This is a genomic window from Carnimonas bestiolae (assembly GCF_051251145.1).
In the GTDB taxonomy this organism is placed as follows: domain Bacteria; phylum Pseudomonadota; class Gammaproteobacteria; order Pseudomonadales; family Halomonadaceae; genus Carnimonas; species Carnimonas bestiolae.
This window is the reverse complement of the sequence record NZ_JBPCZK010000008.1, coordinates 67,903-87,165: the sequence shown is the minus strand read 5'-3', so window position 1 is coordinate 87,165 and position 19,263 is coordinate 67,903. Positions and strand designations below refer to the sequence as shown.

Sequence of the window (19,263 nt, the reverse complement as noted above, 5' to 3'; positions counted from 1 at the left end):
AAAGTCGTTATTAATGAGTGCCTCACCGCACACATGGTTCTGCTGCTTTTACATCGCGGCAGAGCTGCTAGTCAGAGAGCGTTAACCGCAACGCTGCTACGGTAGCCCAAGGCGCCAGCGCTAATGCGATGGCCAGCATAGCGCCCAGCAAAGCAAGCTGCGGGGCAATACTCGCGCCCTGTAGCGCCAGCTGCGCAGCGCCCGCGCCGAAAATCAGTACCGGCGTATAAAGCGGCAGTACCAACAGCGACAGCAGCACGCCCCCGCGCTGCACACCCAGCGTAAGCGCAGCGGCGATACCGCCTACCAGGCTAAGCGTGGCGCTGCCGAGCGCCAGAGTAACGGCCACCGCCCACCACTGCTGCCACGGTAGCCCCAGCATGGCGCTGAACAGCGGTGAAAAAAGCGCCAGAGCGAACCCCGACACCAGCCAGTGCGCCAACACTTTGGCAACTATTAGCGGTGCCTGTGGATGCGCCGACAGCATCAGTTGCTCAAGGGTGCCGTCCTCGTAATCATTACGAAAAAGTCCATCCAGAGACAGCAGCATGGCCAACAGCGCCGCCACCCACAATAGCCCCGGCGCCAATTCCGCCAAACGCCGCGGCTCGGGGCCCAGCCCCAGCGGAAATAGCACTACCACCAGCGCGAAGAACAGCAGCGGACCAGCCAATTCCTGACGGCGCCGGAAGCGCAGCAGAAGCTCGCGCTTCAGTACGCGACAAAACGCGCGCCGTAAGCTCACCCTGACGGGCGAATCAGAGTTCGACATGGTGACCTCCGCGCCCATCGAGGCGAATGCGCCCCACGCTACCATTCAGCTTTAGCGGATGATGCGTAGTCACGAGCACTGCGCCGCCCGCATCACGGTGCGCGGCAATCCAGTGCTCCAGTTGTTTGACGCCGGCGGCGTCAATCGCGGTAAACGGCTCATCGAGTATCCACAGCGCACGTGGTTCGAGATGCAGCCGCGCCAGCGCCACTCGACGCTGCTGTCCCGCTGACAAACGCTCGATGGCGACATCTTCGAAGCCACTAAGCCCTACCGTCGCTAACGCCTGCCAACGGCGCTGCTCGGCATCTGGCGCTGCGTATTCCGCCAGCGCCTGATACCAGGCCAGATTTTCCAAGGCCGTCAGCCCCGCTTTGACGCCGGACTGATGCCCCAGGTAAAGCAATTCATTGCGCAGCGCGCGTGCGTGGCGGTCCAACCGATTGCCTTGCCAGTACAGCTGCCCTTGATAATCGGCAAACTGCCCGCTCACTATTTTCAATAGCGTGGTTTTGCCGCTGCCATTGGGGCCTTCGATCCACGCCAGTTGCCCAGCTGCAAGGGAGAAATCGAGCGCTGAGAAAAGCACGCGATCGTCGCGCTCGCAGCCAAGTCCAACGGCCGTCAACAGAGCTGGCACTGAACATTACTCCGGTTAGGATGAAGTCGCTACACGCCATCAAGCCGATTGATTGCTGCTATCGTGCGCTGCAAAAAGCCGTTAATTATACAGGGCGAGCGCTACCTACCTCTACCCGTCCCCAAACGCTTTCATTTTCTTGAATATTGACACCGCAATTGCTCGACAACTGTCTACACATACAGTATCTTTTCTCTGTATGCAGGATAACGCTTACGTCATACTCAGCCCGTGGGCAGCCAATAGCGTCTTCCAGCACCTCACCCTACTGTGCCAGGCACCACCGGCGCAGCGCGAGGCCAACATTGTTTGCAGGTACGTTGCCCATTGCTGTTGCAGGGCAATCACTTTAGCCATCGCGACCATTCGCGCTACCGAGCGATCTGTCGCAAGGAGAGTTCTGATGAGCACTGCGGTTGAATCCAGCTTTTTCTCACGACTACCCAACGTTCCCCTGAATGCAGAGGCATGGGAAGCCGTCGCGACAGGCAGCATGACAGAGATTCCGCTGCTCGGTAACGTGTCTGCAGGCATGCCAATAGAGGCCTGCATCGATCACGAGCACGTGACGGTACCCACCAGCCTGGTGCGCCGTAACACCTATGCACTGCGGGTGCGGGGCGACTCCATGATCGAGTGCGATATCTTCGATGGCGATATTATTATCATCGAAAAAACAGAATCGGCCGAGAATGGCGAAACCGCTGTGGTAATGATCAATAACCGCGAAGTCACGCTTAAAAAACTCTACATCGAGAAAAACGGCGTTCGTTTGCAGCCCGCCAACCAGTCGATGCAGCCGATCTATCTCAAGAATGGCGATGTACAGGTACTCGGACTGGTGATGGGCGTTGCTCGTCGTCCCGCTCAGGCGGCCTGATGGCCACCACGCACCGCTATCAGATACCTGCTGTTGCATTGACCGCGCCTCACAGCGCGGAATTTGAGGTCAGCAAGAGTCGCTTTATTACATGGATCGCACGCTGCGAGAGTATTGCTGATGCTCAGCAGCTCGAGCAGCTTGCGCGTGCCACCTACGCCGATGCCCGACACCATTGCAGCGCTTTTATCGCTGGCGCCCCCGGCGAGCAAGTCGCGATTGGCTTCTCCGATGACGGCGAACCCGGAGGCACCGCAGGGCGCCCTATCTATCAGGTGCTCGAAGGCAGTGGCTTAGGGCAGCTTGGCTGCGTGGTAATCCGCTACTTCGGTGGTATCAAGCTAGGCACCGGCGGGCTAGTACGGGCCTATACCAAGGCGGCGCTACTCGCGCTTGAACATCTGCCCACCCAGGCCTATGTCAGCACCGAGCCGGTAAAGCTACAAGTTGGCTTTAGCGACGAACATCCTGCCCGCCATTGGTGTGAGACAGCAGGGGCGCGCATCACCCAGGTTGACTACTCCGCCAATGGCCCTGTGCTCACGCTGGAATGGCCCTGCGACCAGCCGCTACAGCTCGACCAGCTGGCTCTTTCGCTTACCACCCCACCGCAGTTGGTAGATACCGTTCCCCAATAAAACAGAATGCCTGCGCCTTGCGGAGCAAGACAGTCCATCGCGAACTTCGAGGACATCAGGCCCCGCCACCACCGCTCTGTATGCCATGGTCGTAGCGCCGCCCGGTTCGGCGGTTCGGCGGTTCGGCGGTTCGGCGGTTCGGCGGTTCGGCGGTTCGGCGGTTCGGCGGTTCGGCGGTTCGGCGGTTCGGCGGTTCGGCGGTTCGGCGGTTCGGCAAATGAATGTCGGTCATAAAAAAAGAAGCCAGCACTTTTATCCAAAGTGCTGGCTTCTTTGTTCGGTGCATCAAGTAGCGCTGCACGGCGAGCGTTTGATAGCGCAAAAGCACCCTGCCGGCCCAAAGGTGCGACATTGCCATGCGTGTTCGCACTCCCTGCGCTTAGGCACTGTACCTGCCCTCAGCCCGTTACGAAGAGGCTACAGGGCTTCAACGAAGCGCAGCAAACGCTGCTGCAGGCGTTCATTTTCGTCGCGCAGGCGCTGATTTTCATCGAGCAGCTCAAGCGCCAACGCCGCGCCTTGCCAATCCAGCTCTAGCTCGCGCTGCAGTCGCACCACACGACGTACTACCCATACTGTGCTGATATCGAACTGCCAGCGCGGTGCGGCAGTGTTGATAGGGGTGATAATGCCGTGCTCAATGATCGTAATCAGAGTCTCGCCAGGCACTGAGGTGCGCAGGCACAGCTCGTCGAAATCGAAACAATTTACACTAGTCACGAGTCACTGCTCCTCAGCGCCATTTAGTACGCGGGTTGAAGTGTGGGTGATGTTCGGCAAGGCTTTTCCACGCAGCCTCGTCGCCCTCTGCCGGACGTTCGGGCAACACGATTTTCAACTGTGCGATCAAATCACCCTGACCGCTGCGCTGCGGTAAACCCTTGCCTTTCAACCGTAGGCGAGCGCCCGCATGGCTATTGGCGGGCACGGTCAGCTGCAAGCGACCTGCCAGCGTGGGAATTTCGATCTTGCCGCCCAGCGCTGCTTCCCAAGGCGCCAGCGGAACCGTGAGCAGCAGATTATGCCCATCGACGTCGAAGTCGGGATGCGGCGCGAACTGTACCTTGAGATAAAGGTCACCGTTGGGGCCGCCGTTGCCGCCGGGGCCACCCTGCCCCTTCAGGCGAATTCGCTCACCGTCATTGACGCCTTTCGGCACCCGCACCTTCAGGCTCTTCTCGATATCCTTGGGACGTCCTTGCTCATCGTGAGTGCGCAGGGTGAATCGCACCTCTTTCGGCTCGGCGGCCATTACTTCTTCGAGGAACAGCGGAAAGTCGAGCTCGACATCCTGGCCTGGATAGGGGCGCTGAGCGAAGTCGTCGAAACCGCCAAAGCCTGCGCTACTGTATCCCGCACCGCCACGCTGACGCCGTTGGCCAAACAAATTATCGAAGAAATCCGAGAAATCGGACTCGCTACCGCCCGCCTGCTGAGCACCGCCTTGCTGCCACCCTTCCCAGCCGGGCGGCGGTTGAAATTCATCGCCGCCACGATTGCCGTATTTACGCAGCTGATCGTATTCGGCGCGCTTTTCCTTGTCGCTCAGCACTTCGTACGCTTCGCCTACTTCCTTGAAGCGTTCTTCAGCGTTCTCTTCCTTGCTAACGTCTGGATGATACTTACGTGCCAGCCGCCGATACGCCGACTTGACTGCCTTGGTGTCGGCATCTTCAGGCACATCCAGGATGGCGTAATAATCCTTGAATTCCATATACCCCCCAACGCGCAGAGCCTATCGCTCCGGTCATCGCGGCCTGTGCGCCTCGCGCACTCTACACCGCTCCCATTACTCTATAAAATGGCGCCTTTTACGCCGTTAACAAGCGCTGCCTGAAGAATAATGATAGACGCCACCCGCCCCCACAATGCTCCTCACGCACGAATTGGTCTAGCACCGATGGAAGGCGTGGTGGATGTGCATACCCGCGCACTGCTGACCGCTATTGGCGGCTTCGACTGGGTGGTGACCGAATTTGTGCGGGTGGTCGATGCGCGTTTGCCCGCGCGTGTTTTTACTCGCCTGTGCCCGGAGCTAACGAGCGGCGCAACAACCTCCGCCGGCACACCGGTAACGCTGCAACTGCTGGGTTCTGATCCGCAAGCGTTGGGCGAAAATGCGCAGCAGGCGGTGGCCTGCGGCGCCAGCGCCATCGATATTAACTTCGGCTGCCCTGCCAAGACGGTCAACCGCCACCGTGGCGGGGCGTCGTTGCTGCAGGACGCCGACGATGTCTATCAGGCCGTGCGCGGCGTGGTCGATGCGCTGCAAGGCAGCAATGTCAGGGTGAGCGCGAAGCTACGGCTGGGCTTTAACACCAAACAGTTGGCACTGCACTGCGCCTGTGCCGCCGAGGCCGCTGGCGCCTCTCACCTCACCCTGCACGCGCGCACCAAGAAGGAAGGCTATCGCCCGCCCGCACACTGGGAATGGGTGGCGCGCGTGCGCCAGCAGGTAGGCATACCGGTGGTTGTTAATGGCGATATCTGGACACTGGAAGATTTTTGGAAGGCGCGCTCACTGTCAGGCTGTCGTGACGTAATGCTAGGCCGCAGCGCGCTGGCGGACCCTTGGCTAGCGCGGCGTATCAAGCACTGGCAGGTAACCGGCGAGCGCATGGCGGCAACACGCTGGCAGCAGAGGGCCGATGTGCTGCAAACGTTCGCCGAACGCTTGATGACAGTTCCCGCACCTGAACGCGTGCCAGACAAGGTGATTGTCTCGCTGCTTAAGCAATGGCTGGCGATCATGCGCCAACACGATGCCGAATCGGACCAACGCTTCAGTGAGCTAAAACGCATCAATCAGTTGCACGAGATGCTGGCCGCGCTCAACTGAATGCCTTCAGCGGCCTACTGCTTCGCGCCAGCTTCCTTGCCTGCTTAGTCGAGCTAGCCCCTTAGGTGTCAGTGAGTCATTGGCCAGAACAGGAGACTGCCCGCGTAGCGGCTCGTGCACGGCAAGCGCCGCGGGCGCACTCCAGTCGCGTGCGCTATGCGAAAAAATTCCAAGACACAAAAAACCCCGAACCGGCTATTACCGATTCGGGGTTTTGCAATATGGCGCGCCCGAGAGGATTCGAACCTCTGACCCCTTGATTCGTAGTCAAGTACTCTATCCAGCTGAGCTACGGGCGCTTTTAGGTGATGCCATCAAGACCGCGCCGCTAGCGCTTAATGCTTGAGTGCGGTGCGCATATTACCTACCTAGATGCCGGAATGCAAAGGGTTTTTACAGATTTTGCAATACTCGGATGCTTCAACCGACGTGCGTGTTCTCTTTGCCGCAGCATGGCGAAACGCCAAACACGAGCAGAAAACCGTGCAGGAGCAGTCGTCAACGAGAGGCAAAAATAGGTAGAAGGATAAGGCTTACGGCGGGTAAAACAGGATGGCGCGCCCGAGAGGATTCGAACCTCTGACCCCTTGATTCGTAGTCAAGTACTCTATCCAGCTGAGCTACGGGCGCGTATGCGTAACGTTTGGACGGTTACGCGATGCACTTAATGGCGGAGAGAGAGGGATTCGAACCCTCGATAGGGCTATAAACCCTATACTCCCTTAGCAGGGGAGCGCCTTCAGCCACTCGGCCACCTCTCCTTAAGTACGGCGCGTATGCTATTAGATTCGGTGCGGGTTGTCCACCCCGGCTGGCTGATTTTCTCTTACTATTTGAAAACGTTAGGGAACCCAACAACCTCAGCGCAGACTGACCATCGCTCGCCAATGGGGGCTTTAACATCAACCGGTAGCAGCATACGCCTACCGATTGTGCTGTTAGCCATTGATAGGAGCGTCGTCGTCACGCTCAATCATCGCGCCGTCTTCTGCGAGAATACGCTGGTAAATTTCTTCTCGATGCACTGCAACGTCACGCGGCGCGTTCACGCCTATGCGCACCTGGTTACCCTTCACGCCCAGTACCGTTACGGTAACCTCATCACCTATGGTCAAGGTCTCGCCTACTCGGCGAGTCAGGATCAACATAAGATCTCCTTCTCTTAGTGACGTTCCACGGTGATCGCGATAGATGGATCGCCACCGTTCCAACGCACTACATACACTTGCTGCGCGCTTTGAAACGACGGCGGCCAATGTTGCTCGATCGGTTTCGGCGACTTCCTGTTCGACGAAACCAACCATTAATGGATAACCATAGCTGAAGATTGCTTCAGCCAGGTGCCTCATTAAGGGAATGCGGCAAACGTTTTATGCTTCTTCGCTGATATCCGCCCGATCAAGCCCAAATGCGGTATGCAAAGAGCGCACGGCAAGCTCGACAAACTTCTCATCGATAACCACCGATATCTTGATCTCGGAGGTAGAGACGAGGCGAATATTGATGCCCTCTTTCGACAGCGTTTGGAACATCTTGCTGGCGATACCGGAGTGGGAACGCATTCCAACGCCGACCAGCGACACCTTGGCAATATCCGAATCGCCTTTTACTTCACCGCCAAGCTCGGAGATAACCTGCTCTTCGAGAATACGCTGTGCTTTCTTGTAATCGCCTTTCGCTACGGTGAAGGTGAAATCGGTGCGTTCGCCGCTGGCAGAAGCATTCTGAATGATCATATCGACTTCGATATTGGCATCCGCAATAGGCCCGAGAATCTTCGATGCCACACCGGGTACATCCGGGGTATCGAGCACGGTCAGCTTGGCTTCGTTAGTGTTGAACGCAATCCCCGAGATCAGGGCTTCTTCCATATGCTGTGGCAATTCGTATTCCTCCGCAACAATCAAGGTACCGGGGCCATCTTCGAACGACGAGAGCACCCGCAACGGGACGTTATATTTTCCGGCGAATTCGACAGAGCGAATCTGAAGCACCTTGGAACCGAGGCTCGCCAGTTCGAGCATCTCTTCCAGCGTGATGGTTTCGAGGCGCTGAGCCTTGCTGCACACGCGAGGATCAGTGGTATAGACGCCATCGACATCGGTATAGATTTGGCACTCATCGGCCTTTAGCGCTGCCGCCAGCGCTACGGCGGTGGTATCGGAGCCGCCGCGCCCGAGGGTGGTGATATTGCCGCGCTCATCGACCCCCTGAAAACCTGCCACGACCACCACCTGCCCCGCCGCGAGCTCTTGCTGCATCAGCTCGGTGTCGATGGTTTGGATGCGCGCCCGTGAAAACGCGGTGTCGGTGCAGATGCCCGCTTGTGCGCCGGTATGCGAAATGGCATCGATACCGCGCGCCTTGAGCGCCATTGCCAGCAGCGACACCGTGACCTGCTCGCCGGTGGAAACCAGCATGTCGAGCTCGCGGGCGTCAGGTTCTTCGCCGATTTGTTCAGCCAGACCGATCAAGCGATTGGTTTCTCCGCTCATTGCCGAGGCGACCAGCACAATCTGATGGCCCTGCTCGCGGAATTTGCTGACCTTGTCAGCGACGGCCTGAATACGCTCGATCGAACCTACCGAGGTGCCGCCAAATTTTTGTACGTATAACGCCATGATGTCCTATTCTTCCACCGTTGCAGGTGTGGCGGTGCGCGGGGCTAGCCCAACCGCTCGCTTACCCATCCAGACACACTTGCTAGCGCAGCATCGAGATGCTGCGGCTCGGAGCCACCGGCTTGTGCCATATCAGGCCGACCGCCGCCCTTGCCGCCCACCTGGGACGCCACCGCATTAACTAGATCGCCAGCCTTGACCTTGGCGGTCAAATCGTTGGTAACTCCGGCAATCAGGCCGACCTTGGTATCGTTTTCGACCGTCGCCAGTACCACAATGCCTGACCCGAGCTTCTGCTTGAGCTGATCGAGCATGCCGCGCAAGTCCTTGCTGGAAACACCTTCGAGGCGTTTGACCAGCAGCTGTGTTCCGCCCACCGCTTGGGCCTCTTGCACCAGATCGCCGCTCTGGCGACTAGCCAACTGCGACTTGAGCTGAGCAACCTGCTGCTCGAGCTGATGATGCGACGCCACCAGCCCTGCCAAACGCTGCTCAAACTGATCGGGCCGACTCTTGATCTCGGCCGCCGCGCGTTCAAGAGTGCTGCCAGTACGCTGAAAGTGATCTAGCGCCGCCTGACCGGTAATTGCTTCAAGGCGACGCACGCCTGACGCGACGCCGCTTTCAGCAATAATATGGCACACCCCGATATCACCGGTGCGCGCGACGTGAGTACCGCCGCACAGCTCAATCGAGAAGTCGTCAGTACCCATGGTCAGCACCCGTACTTTCTCGCCATACTTGGCTTCGAACAGTGCGCGAGCGCCGAGCGCCTTGGCTTCGTCGAGCGTCATCAGTCGCGTGGTAACCGGCGTGTTGTGACGGATCTCGGCATTGACGATACGTTCGATTTCGTCGAGCTGCTGCCGGGTAATCGGCTCGAAATGCGCGAAGTCGAAGCGCAGGCGCTCGTCGTTAACCAGCGAGCCTTTCTGCTGCACGTGGTCACCAAGTACGCGACGCAGCGCTTCATGCAGCAAGTGCGTGGCCGAGTGGTTGGCCATGGTCAGCTGGCGACGGCTATCGTCGACTTCCGCGCTAACGCTTTCGCCAACGCTCAAAGAGCCTTCTTCCATCACCCCTTGATGCAGATAGTGACCGTTCTGCTTCTGGGTGTCGGTGACCTTGAAACGCCCCTGCGCAGTGCTAATGTAGCCGTGATCGCCCACCTGACCGCCCGCTTCGGCGTAGAAAGGCGTGCGATCAAGCACCACCACCGCATGCTGACCAGAGGCCAGCAGCGAAATCGACTCATTCTGATCGTTAAGCAGCGCGACAACCTTGCCGTCGTCCTTAAGATTGCCATAGCCGGTGAACTCGGTCTGACCATCGAGGGACAACGCTGCCACTTGTTTGGCATCGAACTGGCTAGCGGCACGCGCACGTTCGCGCTGTGCATTAAGCTCGCGCTGGAAGCCGTTTTCATCAAGCTCAATACCGCGTTCGCGCGCGATGTCGGCGGTCAGGTCGTAAGGGAAGCCATAGGTGTCGTACAGCTTGAAAATTGTTTCGCCATCTAGCGTGCTGCCTTCAAGCCCAGCGATAGCGCCATCGAGCATGCGCATGCCGTTGTCCAGCGTGCGCGCGAACTGCTCTTCTTCTTTCAGCAGCACTTTCTCAATTTGGCTTCGCGCTTCGCGCAGCTCGGGATAGGCATCGCCCATTTCATCGTCGAGCGCCGCCACCAGCTTGAAGAAGAACGGCTCACGCACGCCCAGCTTGTGACCGTGACGCACCGCACGACGAATGATGCGGCGCAGCACATAGCCGCGCCCTTCGTTGCTGGGCAGAACGCCATCGCTGATCAAGAACGAGCAGGAGCGAATATGGTCGGCAATAACGCGCAGCGACGGCTGATTGATATCATCTTGGCCAGTCAGCTCGGCGGCCGCCTTGAGCAGCCGCTGGAACAGATCGATGTCGTAGTTGGAATGAACGCCCTGCAGTACCGCCGAGATGCGCTCAAGCCCCATCCCAGTATCGATGGAGGGGTTGGGCAGCGGATGCAGCTCGCCGCTTGCATCGCGCTCAAATTGCATGAATACCAGATTCCATATCTCGATGTAGCGGTCGCCATCTTCTTCGGGAGTTCCCGGAGGCCCACCGGCAACTTCTGGGCCGTGATCGTAGAAAATTTCCGAACTTGGGCCACACGGGCCGGTATCGCCCATCTGCCAGAAATTGTCTTCGCCCAACCGCGCTACGCGCTCAGCAGGCACGCCAATTTCGTCGACCCAGATCGCAGCGGCCTCGTCATCAGTGTGATGCACGGTAACCCAAAGCTTTTCTTTCGGTATCCCTAGCTCTTCGGTCAGGAAGGTCCAGGCAAACTTGATAGCCTCACGCTTGAAATAGTCACCGAAGCTGAAGTTGCCCAGCATTTCGAAGAAGGTGTGGTGACGCGCGGTGTAGCCTACGTTATCGAGGTCATTGTGCTTACCGCCGGCGCGCACGCAGCGCTGCACCGAGGTCGCACGGGAATAGGGACGATGTTCGCGGCCTACAAAGACGTCCTTGAACGGCACCATTCCCGCGTTAACGAACAGCAAAGTAGGATCGTTATTGGGAATCAGAGAGCTGGACGGGACGCGCGTATGCCCATTGCGCTCGAAGAAGGTTTGAAACGCTTCGCGTATTTCTGCGCTTTTCATCGTCATTCCGTGGTTGATTCGAATTGCCGTTACCGTGCCCGCAGGAAACCGGATCAACCGGTCGATTGACAGGGTGATGCGGGAAGTGAAGGCTGGGAATCGCCAGCACTTTGGCTTGGTCGCTAGTCGACACGGTAATTATGGAAAAGGACGATAGTATACCGCTTGACGTGACGGTATAAAGAGGCGAGCACCTGATTGGCTTAATTGGGCGTCATTAATGGGCACTGCGGCTACTTTTACTGCTGCGTTGGATCAGCTCTGGCGACAAGGCGTTGAGCGCACCGCTTCCGCTACGCTGGAGGCCGCTATCGGCGTTTACATATCGTCCTCTGCAGCCAGTGCCGCGTAGCTTTGTTCCGCGTTGAAGCCACGCGAGGCCAGAAAGCGTAATCGCTTGGCACGCTCGCGTGCATCGCTGACCGGAGACGCATACTTGCGTAATAGCACTTCGCGCGCCAGTGCCCGCCAGTCGGTGTCGGCCGCCTCCAGCGCCAATGCGATCAGTGCAGACGCCACGCCACGCTGGCGCAGCTCTGCGTCAATCTTGAGCGGCCCCTGCCCGCGCCCGATGCGAGAGCGGACAAACACCTCACAAAAGCGCTCGTCAGACTGCAAGCCCGCCTGCTGCAATTGCTCGACTGCCTCTGAAATTTCCTGCTGGGCATAGTCGTTACGGGCCATTTTGCCTCGAAGCTCGGCCACCGAATGCTCACGCCGTGCCAGCAGCATCACGGCATAGTCGTAAGCGGAAGGAGGATCGCCGGCGGCGGACTTTTTTCCTGAGAACATGGCGCACTCGCGTTTTTTCGATAGTGGGTGCTTATAAAACGCAAAATGCCATCGAGGCCCGATTAGGAGCCTCGATGGCGGCGTTTAATCACACGGCAACATGCAGCCGTCGATTACAGCAGATCTTCCTGATCATCGGCGCCAGCGCCAACTTCTTCCGCCTGCTTCTCTTTTTCCTCGACTACCGGAGTCTGCAGTAGCTGGGCACGAATCTGGGATTCGATTTCATCCATCATGTCAGGATTTTCAGACAGGAACTGAGCGGCATTGGCCTTGCCCTGGCCGATTTTCTGGCCCTTGTAGCTGTACCAGGCCCCTGCCTTATCGACCAGATTACACTGCACCCCAAGGTCCACCACCTCACCCGCATGATAGATACCGCGGCCGTACAAGATCTGGAACTCGGTCTGACGGAACGGCGGTGCCACCTTGTTTTTAACGACCTTGACGCGAGTTTCGTTACCGACCACTTCGTCGCCCTGCTTCACCGAGCCAATACGGCGGATATCAAGACGCACGCTGGAATAGAACTTCAGCGCGTTACCACCGGTAGTGGTTTCAGGGCTGCCGAACATGACACCGATCTTCATGCGGATCTGGTTGACGAACATCACCATGCAGTTGGCGCTTTTGATGTGTCCGGTAATCTTGCGCAGCGCCTGCGACATCAGACGAGCCTGAAGGCCAACGTGGGAGTCGCCCATTTCGCCTTCGATTTCGGCACGCGGCGTTAGCGCGGCAACCGAGTCGACCACGATGACATCGACACCGCCGGAGCGTACCAGCATGTCGCAAATTTCAAGCGCCTGCTCGCCGGTGTCGGGCTGGGACATCAGCAGGTCGTCGAGATTAACACCCAGCTTTTCAGCATAGCTGGGGTCGAGCGCGTGCTCGGCATCGATAAAGGCGCAGGTTTTGCCTTGCTTCTGGGCCTGCGCAATGACCGACAGCGTAATAGTCGTTTTACCAGAGGATTCCGGGCCGTAGATTTCCACGATACGCCCGTAGGGCAGACCACCGATGCCTAGCGCGATATCAAGCCCCAGCGATCCGCTGGAAACAGAAGGAATAGCCACGCGCGGCGCTTCGCCCATGCGCATGACTGCGCCCTTGCCGAATTGCTTCTCGATTTGAGAGAGCGCCGCATTAAGAGCCTTGCTGCGATTTTCGTCCTGAGCCATGAGAAGTGTCCGCGTCTGATAATCGAAAAGAGCCAAATAAGCCATTTGGCATTGCTGTTGGTACCGTTGGCTGGCATTGCCACCCGAGCGCTCTGAGCGCGCCGACAACCACATAGAGTAACGAGTGAACCCTGGCTGCTATACATGGTTGGATATACAGCATTGTACAGTGTCTATTGCTCGAGCGCTACCTTTGTAACGCTTAACCAAATTGTGCGATAAGCCCCTCGAGCGCCGCATCGACCGCCTGGGCGCGCACCGCCTCGCGATCACCGCTGAAGTGGTAGCGGCTGGCCTGCTGCTGCGTTTGATCGCCCCACGCAATGAATACGGTGCCCACCGGCTTACGAGGGCTGCCGCCCCCCGGGCCCGCAATACCGCTGATTGCCACGCCAAGCGTTGCGCCGCTGGAGTGGCAGGCACCGGCGACCATCTGCTTGACCACCTCAGCGCTGACGGCCCCCACCTCTTTGATGGTTGCCTCCTTTACGCCAAGCTGACGCTGTTTGGCTTCATTCGAGTAGGTGATGAAGCCACAGCCAAACCAGCGCGAGCTGCCGCTTACCGAAGTGATAGCGGTGGCAACACCACCGCCGGTGCACGACTCGGCGGTAGTCACGAAGATGCCCGCCGCCGTCGCCAGTTCGCCGAGGCGCGATGCCAACTCTAGGGCGCGGGGGCGGTAGGATAGATCGGCCATGGCATACCTTCAGTTAAATGGTGGTGCGACTCACTGCGCACAATCATAAAGCACGAGCTTCGCATCTTCTCGCCATGCGCACGAATCAGCAAGGAAGATTGCCTGAAGCTACCGTAAATTCAGCCGAACAAGCCCAGTTGATCGCTTATCAGCGCTGAAAACTCCATGTGCACAAAGGGCAGAATCGCATCGGCCACCGGCGCCAGCTGACGTTCGATATAGAACTCGTAATCCATCGCCGACTGACAGCATTCGAGGGGCTCGGGGCCATTCACCGTCATCACGTAACTGATCCAGCCACCGCGCTGATACTGCAACGGCCGCCCGTGCGCGGCATTGAATTCGTCGGCGCGCCGCGCAGCGCGAACCTGCGGCGGCACATTGCGCTGGTAATCGCTCAGCGGACGACGTAGCCGCTTACGGAACACCAGCAGCTCGTCGAGTTCACCCCTGCGCGTGCGTGCGACGAAACTGCACACCAGCTCGGCACACGGCTGACCACGAAACACCCGTTCATAGAGCTGCTGCTGGAAGGATTGCGCCAGCGGCGACCAATCGCTGCGGACGGTTTCCAGCCCTTTGAATACCAGTGAATCGCTGCCATCAGCGCGGCTGACCAACCCAGCGTAGCGCTTCTTGCTGCCCTCTTCCGCCCCTCGAATAGTCGGCATCAGAAAACGCTGAAAGTGGCACTCAAGCTGTAGCTCAAGCACGCTTTCAAGGCCGTATTCCTGCGCCAGCGTTTCCCGCCACCACTGATTCACCTGTCGAGTCAGCTGCTGTCCGATGCGCATAGCGCTGTGATGGTCGTGCGCGTGCTTGAGCCACACAAATAGCGAATCGGTATCACCGTAGATCACCTCGACGCCGGTCGCTTCGATAAAGGCGCGGGTACGCTGCATGATGGCGTGCCCACGCTGGGTAATAGAGGCCGCCAAACGCGAATCGAAGAACCGGCAGCCGGGCGAGCCGAGCACGCCATAGCAAGCGTTCATGATGATCTTGAAGGCCTGCGATAAGTGCTGATTGTTGCTCGCCTTGGCCTGCTCACGCCCTTCCCATAGCCGCGCAATAATGGCCGGCAGCGCATGCTGAGTGCGCGAAAAGCGTGCACCCCGAAACCCTTCCACGGTGGCGCTGTTATCAGGATCGGCCAAGCCTTCTACCAGCCCCGCAGGATCGATCAAAAACGTGCGAATAATGGAGGGATACAGGCTCTTGTAATCGAGCACCAGCACCGAATCGTAAAGCCCCGGCCGTGAATCCATCACGTAACCACCGGGGCTCGCCTCGGACGGCTGCTGACCGCGATGGGGCGCTACCAATCCCAAGCGGTGCAAGCGCGGCAGGTAAAGATGAGAAAATGCCGCTACCGAGCCACCGTTGCGGTCCGCCTCGTTGCCGGTCACTGCCGCCTTTTCAAGCAAGAAGGCAACCACATCGGTGTGCGCCAGAATCTGGGTAACCAGTTCGCAATCCTTGAGGTTGTAGCGTGCCAGCGCGCTTTTGTCCTCGCGGAACATGCGGACGATTTCATCCAGACGCTGATAAGGGGTTGCGATCGCCTTGCCTTCGCCGAGCAACTGCTGCGCCACATGCTCAAGGCTGAAGGAAGCGAAATGCCAATAGGCCGAGCGAAGCGCTTCGATGCCATCGATCACCAGTCGTCCAACGATCGACGCAAACAGCCGCTGGTCGGTATCGCTAGCCTGGCGCAACCGCAGGCGACTGCCATCGCGCCCTAGCGTGAGTGGCACCTGATACTGGCGCGCACTGCGTTCCAGCACCTTCAAATCGAATTGAATCAGATTCCAGCCCACTATCAGATCGGGATCGTGTTCGCGCACCCAACCGACGAATTCGTGCAGCAGCTCTGCGCGGCTAGCGCAAAACCGCAGCGTAAAATCGAGCTGCGGCGTTTCTCCGGTGGGCGGCCCCAGCATTAGCACCAGACGCTGCCCGCAGCCATCAATACCAATCGAATACAGCTCACCCTTGGGCGAGGTTTCGATATCGATCGACGCCATTTTCAGCGGTGGACGGTAATCGTTAGCGGGACGCAGCCTAGCGTTGTGCCAGCGGCGCTGGGTGTCCGGCGTACCGCTGCATTCAACCCCGGCGGTAATCATGCGCTCCATCAGATAGCGCTCGGGCGGACGCACATCCTCTTCATACACCTCGATGCCCGCTTGCCTAAGACGCTCGCTAAGCCGCAGCAGCACCCGATAGCTATGCGCATAGAGGCCATCGACCGGGCGTTGGGAGAAGTCCTTGAGCGCCAGCGGCCGCAGCGTCACCCCAGGGGCGTCGGCGATAATTTCGCTGACCGCCCGGCGATGCTGCTGCGCGACAAAAGCAACGCTGTCGTGCGCCGCCAGCTCCACCTGCAACGGACCGTCGTCGGTGGCGAGCCACAGCGTTACTCGGGTTCCCTCGGCCGACTCGTGCCAGTGGCGCGTAAGCACAAAACCGTGCCTAGAGGATTGAGAAGAGGGAGCATGTTCCATGCGGTCATGATAACTGAAGCGACTCCGCCCTCGTTAATCTGCCTGCTGTTTGACGCGGGCATATTGCTCAGGCCTTTAAGGCGCATGGAATCATTGGCGCCAGCAATGCGGTCTGCGATTCCGCAACCGCCGCGACGGCCAAGTGGCCCGTCGCTAAAAAACGCCGCGACGGTGAAACGGCGCACCAGCATTTGTTCGTTATCTTGGTTCACCTGCATCTCTGCATCTCTGCATTTCTCCCTTGTCCCGGCTCAGTACGGCTTGCGCGAGTACACCACGGTCCGTTGCGACTTCATGCGTGATCGCGAAACCTGGCCCTTCCAGTGCTGAAGAACAGACCACTCTCCTCTGTGAGCGGTGCACGGCTGCGTGATATTCTTGGCCCAATTGCCCGTTCGCCTTACCGTCAGGAGTAACAGCGCACCGTGTCTGCCAGCGACAGCTCAGCTCAGTCAAAACACACCCCGATGATTGCCCAATACCTGAAGATCAAGCACGAGCATCGCGACGTGCTGCTGTTCTATCGGATGGGCGATTTTTACGAGCTGTTCTTCGACGATGCCAAACGCGCCGCGCAGTTGCTCGACATTACGCTAACTGCGCGCGGCTCCTCCAACGGTGCTCCCATTCCGATGGCGGGCGTGCCGTATCACAGCGCTGAATCCTATCTGGCGCGGCTGGTCAGATTGGGCGAGTCGGTAGCGATCTGCGAGCAGATTGGCGATCCCGCCACCAGCAAGGGGCCGGTCGAGCGCCGCGTGGTGCGTATTGTTACCCCCGGCACGCTGCACGATGAAGCCTTGCTCGATGCCAGTCGCGATAACCTGCTGGTCGCATTGAGCGCCGCCCCACTCGGTAGCGCAGAGCCAAGCGAGCAGCGGCGCTGGGGCCTTGCCTGGCTGGAAGTTGCCAGCGGTCGCTTTGGCGCGCTAGAGGTGGTGGGTGATGTGGAGCTAATGGCCGAGCTACAGCGCCTTAGCCCCGCCGAGCTGCTGGTGCCTGACGCGCTCACGCTGCCGGAAGGATTAGAGCAGCGCAGAGGGCTACGTCGGCAGAGCGATTGGCTATTCGATTACGACAGTGCGCTGCGTTTGCTGTGCGATCAGCTACAGGTGCAGGACGTCAAAGGCTTCGGTGCCGATCACCTCGACCATGGGCTGCGCGCGGCCGGAGCGCTGCTCGACTACGCCCGCGACACCCAGCGCGGCGCCCTCCCCCACGTCACCAAACTCGACGTCGAGCAGCGCGATGACGCAGTAGTGATCGATGCCGCCAGCCGTCGCAATCTCGAGATCGATCTCAACCTGAACGGTAGCGGCGACAACACGCTGGCGTCGGTGCTCGATACCACCGCTACCGCGATGGGTGGACGTCTGCTCAGGCGCTGGCTTAACCGGCCGCTGCGCGACCGCCAGCAGGTGGCGCAGCGTCAGGCCGCCGTCACCTTTCTGCTGGAGCATGCGGCGGTTGATAGCCTGCACTCACCGCTGAAGCGCATTGGTGACGTCGAGCGAATTCTGGGCCGCGTAGCGCTGCGCAGTGCGCGTCCGCGCGATCTGGCACGACTGCGCGATGCGCTGGCCGAGCTACCGCCACTGGCTGAGCAGTTGGCGCACTTCCCCACGGGCAGCGTGCTTGACCAACTGCGTGAGCATATCGCGCCCTACCCCGCACTGGCGGCTGAGCTACAGGCGGCGGTGATCGAAACGCCGCCGGCGGTGATTCGCGAAGGCGGCGTGATCGCCACAGGCTACGATGCCGAACTCGATGAATTGCGCGGTCTCAGTGAGCATGCGGGCGATTTTCTGGTGTCCATTGAGAAGCGTGAAAAAGCGCGCACCGGTTTGCCCAATTTGAAAGTGGGCTATAACCGCGTCCACGGTTACTTCATTGAGATTCCGCGCGCTCAGGCTACTCAGGCACCCGCCGACTACATCCGTCGTCAGACGCTGAAAAATGCCGAGCGTTTTATCATTCCTGAACTCAAGGAATTCGAAGACAAAGCACTATCGGCCAAATCGCGTGCGCTGGCGCGTGAAAAACTGCTCTATGAACAGCTGCTGGATCTGCTCAACGAACAGCTTCAGCCGCTGTCGGCTACGGCCAACGCGCTGGCAACGCTGGACGTGATTACCGCCTTTGCCGAACGCGCCGATGCGCTCGGCTTCACTCGCCCTGAGCTGCGCGATGCGCCGGGTATCGAGGTAGAGCAAGGCCGTCACCCAGTGGTCGAGCAGGTGAGTAACACACCCTTCGTGCCCAATGATCTAGTGTTCGATGAGCATCACCGCATGTGCGTTATTACCGGCCCTAACATGGGCGGTAAATCGACCTACATGCGCCAGAATGCGCTGATCGCGCTGCTGAGCTATACCGGTAGCTTTGTGCCCGCGCAGCGCGTCGAGATCGGCCCAATTGACCGCATATTCACTCGTATTGGCTCAAGCGACGATTTGGCCGGCGGACGCTCTACCTTCATGGTCGAGATGACCGAAACGGCCAATATCCTGCACAACGCCACCGCTCAAAGCCTGGTGCTGATGGACGAAATTGGTCGCGGCACCAGCACCTTTGACGGCTTGTCGCTAGCCTGGGCCGCCGCCGAAGAGCTGGCGCGGCTGCAAGCCTTCACGTTGTTTGCGACACACTATTTCGAGCTAACCACGCTGGCCGAGCATCAAAACGCCATTACTAACCTGCATTTGACCGCCGCCGAGCACGGCGACGATATCGTTTTCATGCACCGCGTCGAACAAGGTCCCGCCAGCCAAAGCTATGGCATTCAGGTGGCCAGATTGGCGGGCGTACCCCGCTCGGTGATCGAACGCGCTCGCGAACAGCTCAATGCTCTAGAGCAGAGCAGCGGCGTCGAGCGCCCCGCTATGGCAGAGCAGACCAGCCCCGCACCACAGCAGAGCGATTTATTCGCCAGCGCTCCCCATCCTGTTGTGGAAGCACTGCAAGCGCTGGATATCGATGACCTCACGCCGCGACAAGCGCTGGAACAGCTTTACCTGCTGCGCGAGCAGCTGTAGCACGACG

At 59.1% G+C, this 19,263-nt stretch carries 16 protein-coding genes and 3 tRNA genes; 4 read left to right on the top strand and 15 right to left on the bottom strand.

All coding sequences use genetic code 11. The annotated features are described in order from the left end of the window. Window positions 1-67: 67 nt before the first annotated feature. A complete protein-coding gene (gene ccmB / locus R84865_RS10550) occupies window positions 68-772 on the bottom strand; it encodes a heme exporter protein CcmB (RefSeq protein WP_435631389.1) in 705 nt (234 codons plus the stop codon). Beyond that, on the bottom strand, window positions 759-1,412 hold the full coding sequence (gene ccmA / locus R84865_RS10545) for a cytochrome c biogenesis heme-transporting ATPase CcmA (protein ID WP_435631388.1): 654 nt from the start codon (window positions 1,410-1,412) through the stop codon (window positions 759-761). Before ccmA ends, ccmB begins: the two co-directional genes overlap by 14 nt. A gap of 403 nt (window positions 1,413-1,815) precedes the next feature. Between ccmA and R84865_RS10540 the strand changes: the two genes are divergently transcribed. Further along, the gene (locus R84865_RS10540; RefSeq protein WP_435631387.1) at window positions 1,816-2,292 is read left to right on the top strand and encodes a LexA family protein; all 477 of its coding nucleotides are present in this window, start codon (window positions 1,816-1,818) and stop codon (window positions 2,290-2,292) included. Beyond that, window positions 2,292-2,930 carry an IMPACT family protein gene (locus R84865_RS10535; protein ID WP_435639636.1) on the top strand — a complete coding sequence of 213 codons (639 nt, stop codon included), beginning with the start codon at window positions 2,292-2,294 and terminating at the stop codon, window positions 2,928-2,930. Before R84865_RS10540 ends, R84865_RS10535 begins: the two co-directional genes overlap by 1 nt. Window positions 2,931-2,985: 55 nt before the next feature. Here R84865_RS10535 and R84865_RS10530 read toward each other — a convergent pair whose 3' ends face one another. The 3 genes from R84865_RS10530 to R84865_RS10520 are packed head-to-tail and all read right to left on the bottom strand — an operon-like array spanning window position 2,986 to window position 4,644. Next, entirely contained in the window at window positions 2,986-3,288 is a 303-nt protein-coding gene (locus R84865_RS10530) for a hypothetical protein (RefSeq protein ID WP_435639635.1), read from the bottom strand. A gap of 59 nt (window positions 3,289-3,347) precedes the next feature. Next, a complete protein-coding gene (locus R84865_RS10525) occupies window positions 3,348-3,650 on the bottom strand; it encodes a chaperone modulator CbpM (protein ID WP_435639634.1) in 303 nt (100 codons plus the stop codon). A gap of 13 nt (window positions 3,651-3,663) precedes the next feature. After that, the gene (locus tag R84865_RS10520) at window positions 3,664-4,644 is read right to left on the bottom strand and encodes a DnaJ C-terminal domain-containing protein (RefSeq protein WP_435631384.1); all 981 of its coding nucleotides are present in this window, start codon (window positions 4,642-4,644) and stop codon (window positions 3,664-3,666) included. A 129-nt stretch (window positions 4,645-4,773) separates the two neighbouring features. On the opposite strand from R84865_RS10520, the gene R84865_RS10515 reads away from it, so the two are divergent. After that, complete coding sequence (locus R84865_RS10515) at window positions 4,774-5,769, top strand: tRNA dihydrouridine synthase (protein ID WP_435639633.1); 996 nt, start codon at window positions 4,774-4,776, stop codon at window positions 5,767-5,769. Window positions 5,770-5,991: 222 nt separating this feature from the next. Here the strand turns inward: R84865_RS10515 and R84865_RS10510 are convergent. The 10 genes from R84865_RS10510 to R84865_RS10465 all read right to left on the bottom strand — a co-directional run bounded on the left by R84865_RS10510 (window position 5,992) and on the right by R84865_RS10465 (window position 16,221). Beyond that, window positions 5,992-6,068, bottom strand: a tRNA-Arg gene (locus tag R84865_RS10510). A gap of 254 nt (window positions 6,069-6,322) precedes the next feature. After that, a tRNA-Arg gene (locus tag R84865_RS10505) sits at window positions 6,323-6,399 on the bottom strand. 38 nt (window positions 6,400-6,437) lie between these two features. Further along, a tRNA-Ser gene (locus tag R84865_RS10500) sits at window positions 6,438-6,530 on the bottom strand. A 177-nt stretch (window positions 6,531-6,707) separates the two neighbouring features. Continuing rightward, a complete protein-coding gene (gene csrA, locus R84865_RS10495; RefSeq protein WP_435631382.1) occupies window positions 6,708-6,917 on the bottom strand; it encodes a carbon storage regulator CsrA in 210 nt (69 codons plus the stop codon). 222 nt (window positions 6,918-7,139) lie between these two features. Beyond that, window positions 7,140-8,390, bottom strand: coding sequence for an aspartate kinase (locus tag R84865_RS10490; protein WP_435631381.1), 1,251 nt, complete (start codon window positions 8,388-8,390; stop codon window positions 7,140-7,142). Window positions 8,391-8,434: 44 nt separating this feature from the next. Then, a complete protein-coding gene (gene alaS / locus R84865_RS10485) occupies window positions 8,435-11,041 on the bottom strand; it encodes an alanine--tRNA ligase (protein ID WP_435639632.1) in 2,607 nt (868 codons plus the stop codon). 318 nt (window positions 11,042-11,359) lie between these two features. Then, a complete protein-coding gene (locus tag R84865_RS10480; protein ID WP_435639631.1) occupies window positions 11,360-11,833 on the bottom strand; it encodes a regulatory protein RecX in 474 nt (157 codons plus the stop codon). A gap of 113 nt (window positions 11,834-11,946) precedes the next feature. Next, a complete protein-coding gene (gene recA, locus R84865_RS10475) occupies window positions 11,947-13,014 on the bottom strand; it encodes a recombinase RecA (protein ID WP_435631378.1) in 1,068 nt (355 codons plus the stop codon). Between the two features lie 202 nt (window positions 13,015-13,216). Then, window positions 13,217-13,714 (bottom strand): CinA family protein, encoded by a 498-nt coding sequence (locus R84865_RS10470; RefSeq protein ID WP_435631377.1) that lies wholly within the window; start codon window positions 13,712-13,714, stop codon window positions 13,217-13,219. A gap of 119 nt (window positions 13,715-13,833) precedes the next feature. After that, window positions 13,834-16,221 carry a DNA polymerase II gene (locus tag R84865_RS10465; protein WP_435639630.1) on the bottom strand — a complete coding sequence of 796 codons (2,388 nt, stop codon included), beginning with the start codon at window positions 16,219-16,221 and terminating at the stop codon, window positions 13,834-13,836. A gap of 467 nt (window positions 16,222-16,688) precedes the next feature. Here R84865_RS10465 and mutS point away from each other — a divergent pair, with 467 nt between their 5' ends. Then, entirely contained in the window at window positions 16,689-19,256 is a 2,568-nt protein-coding gene (gene mutS / locus R84865_RS10460; protein WP_435639667.1) for a DNA mismatch repair protein MutS, read from the top strand. Window positions 19,257-19,263 lie beyond the last annotated feature (7 nt).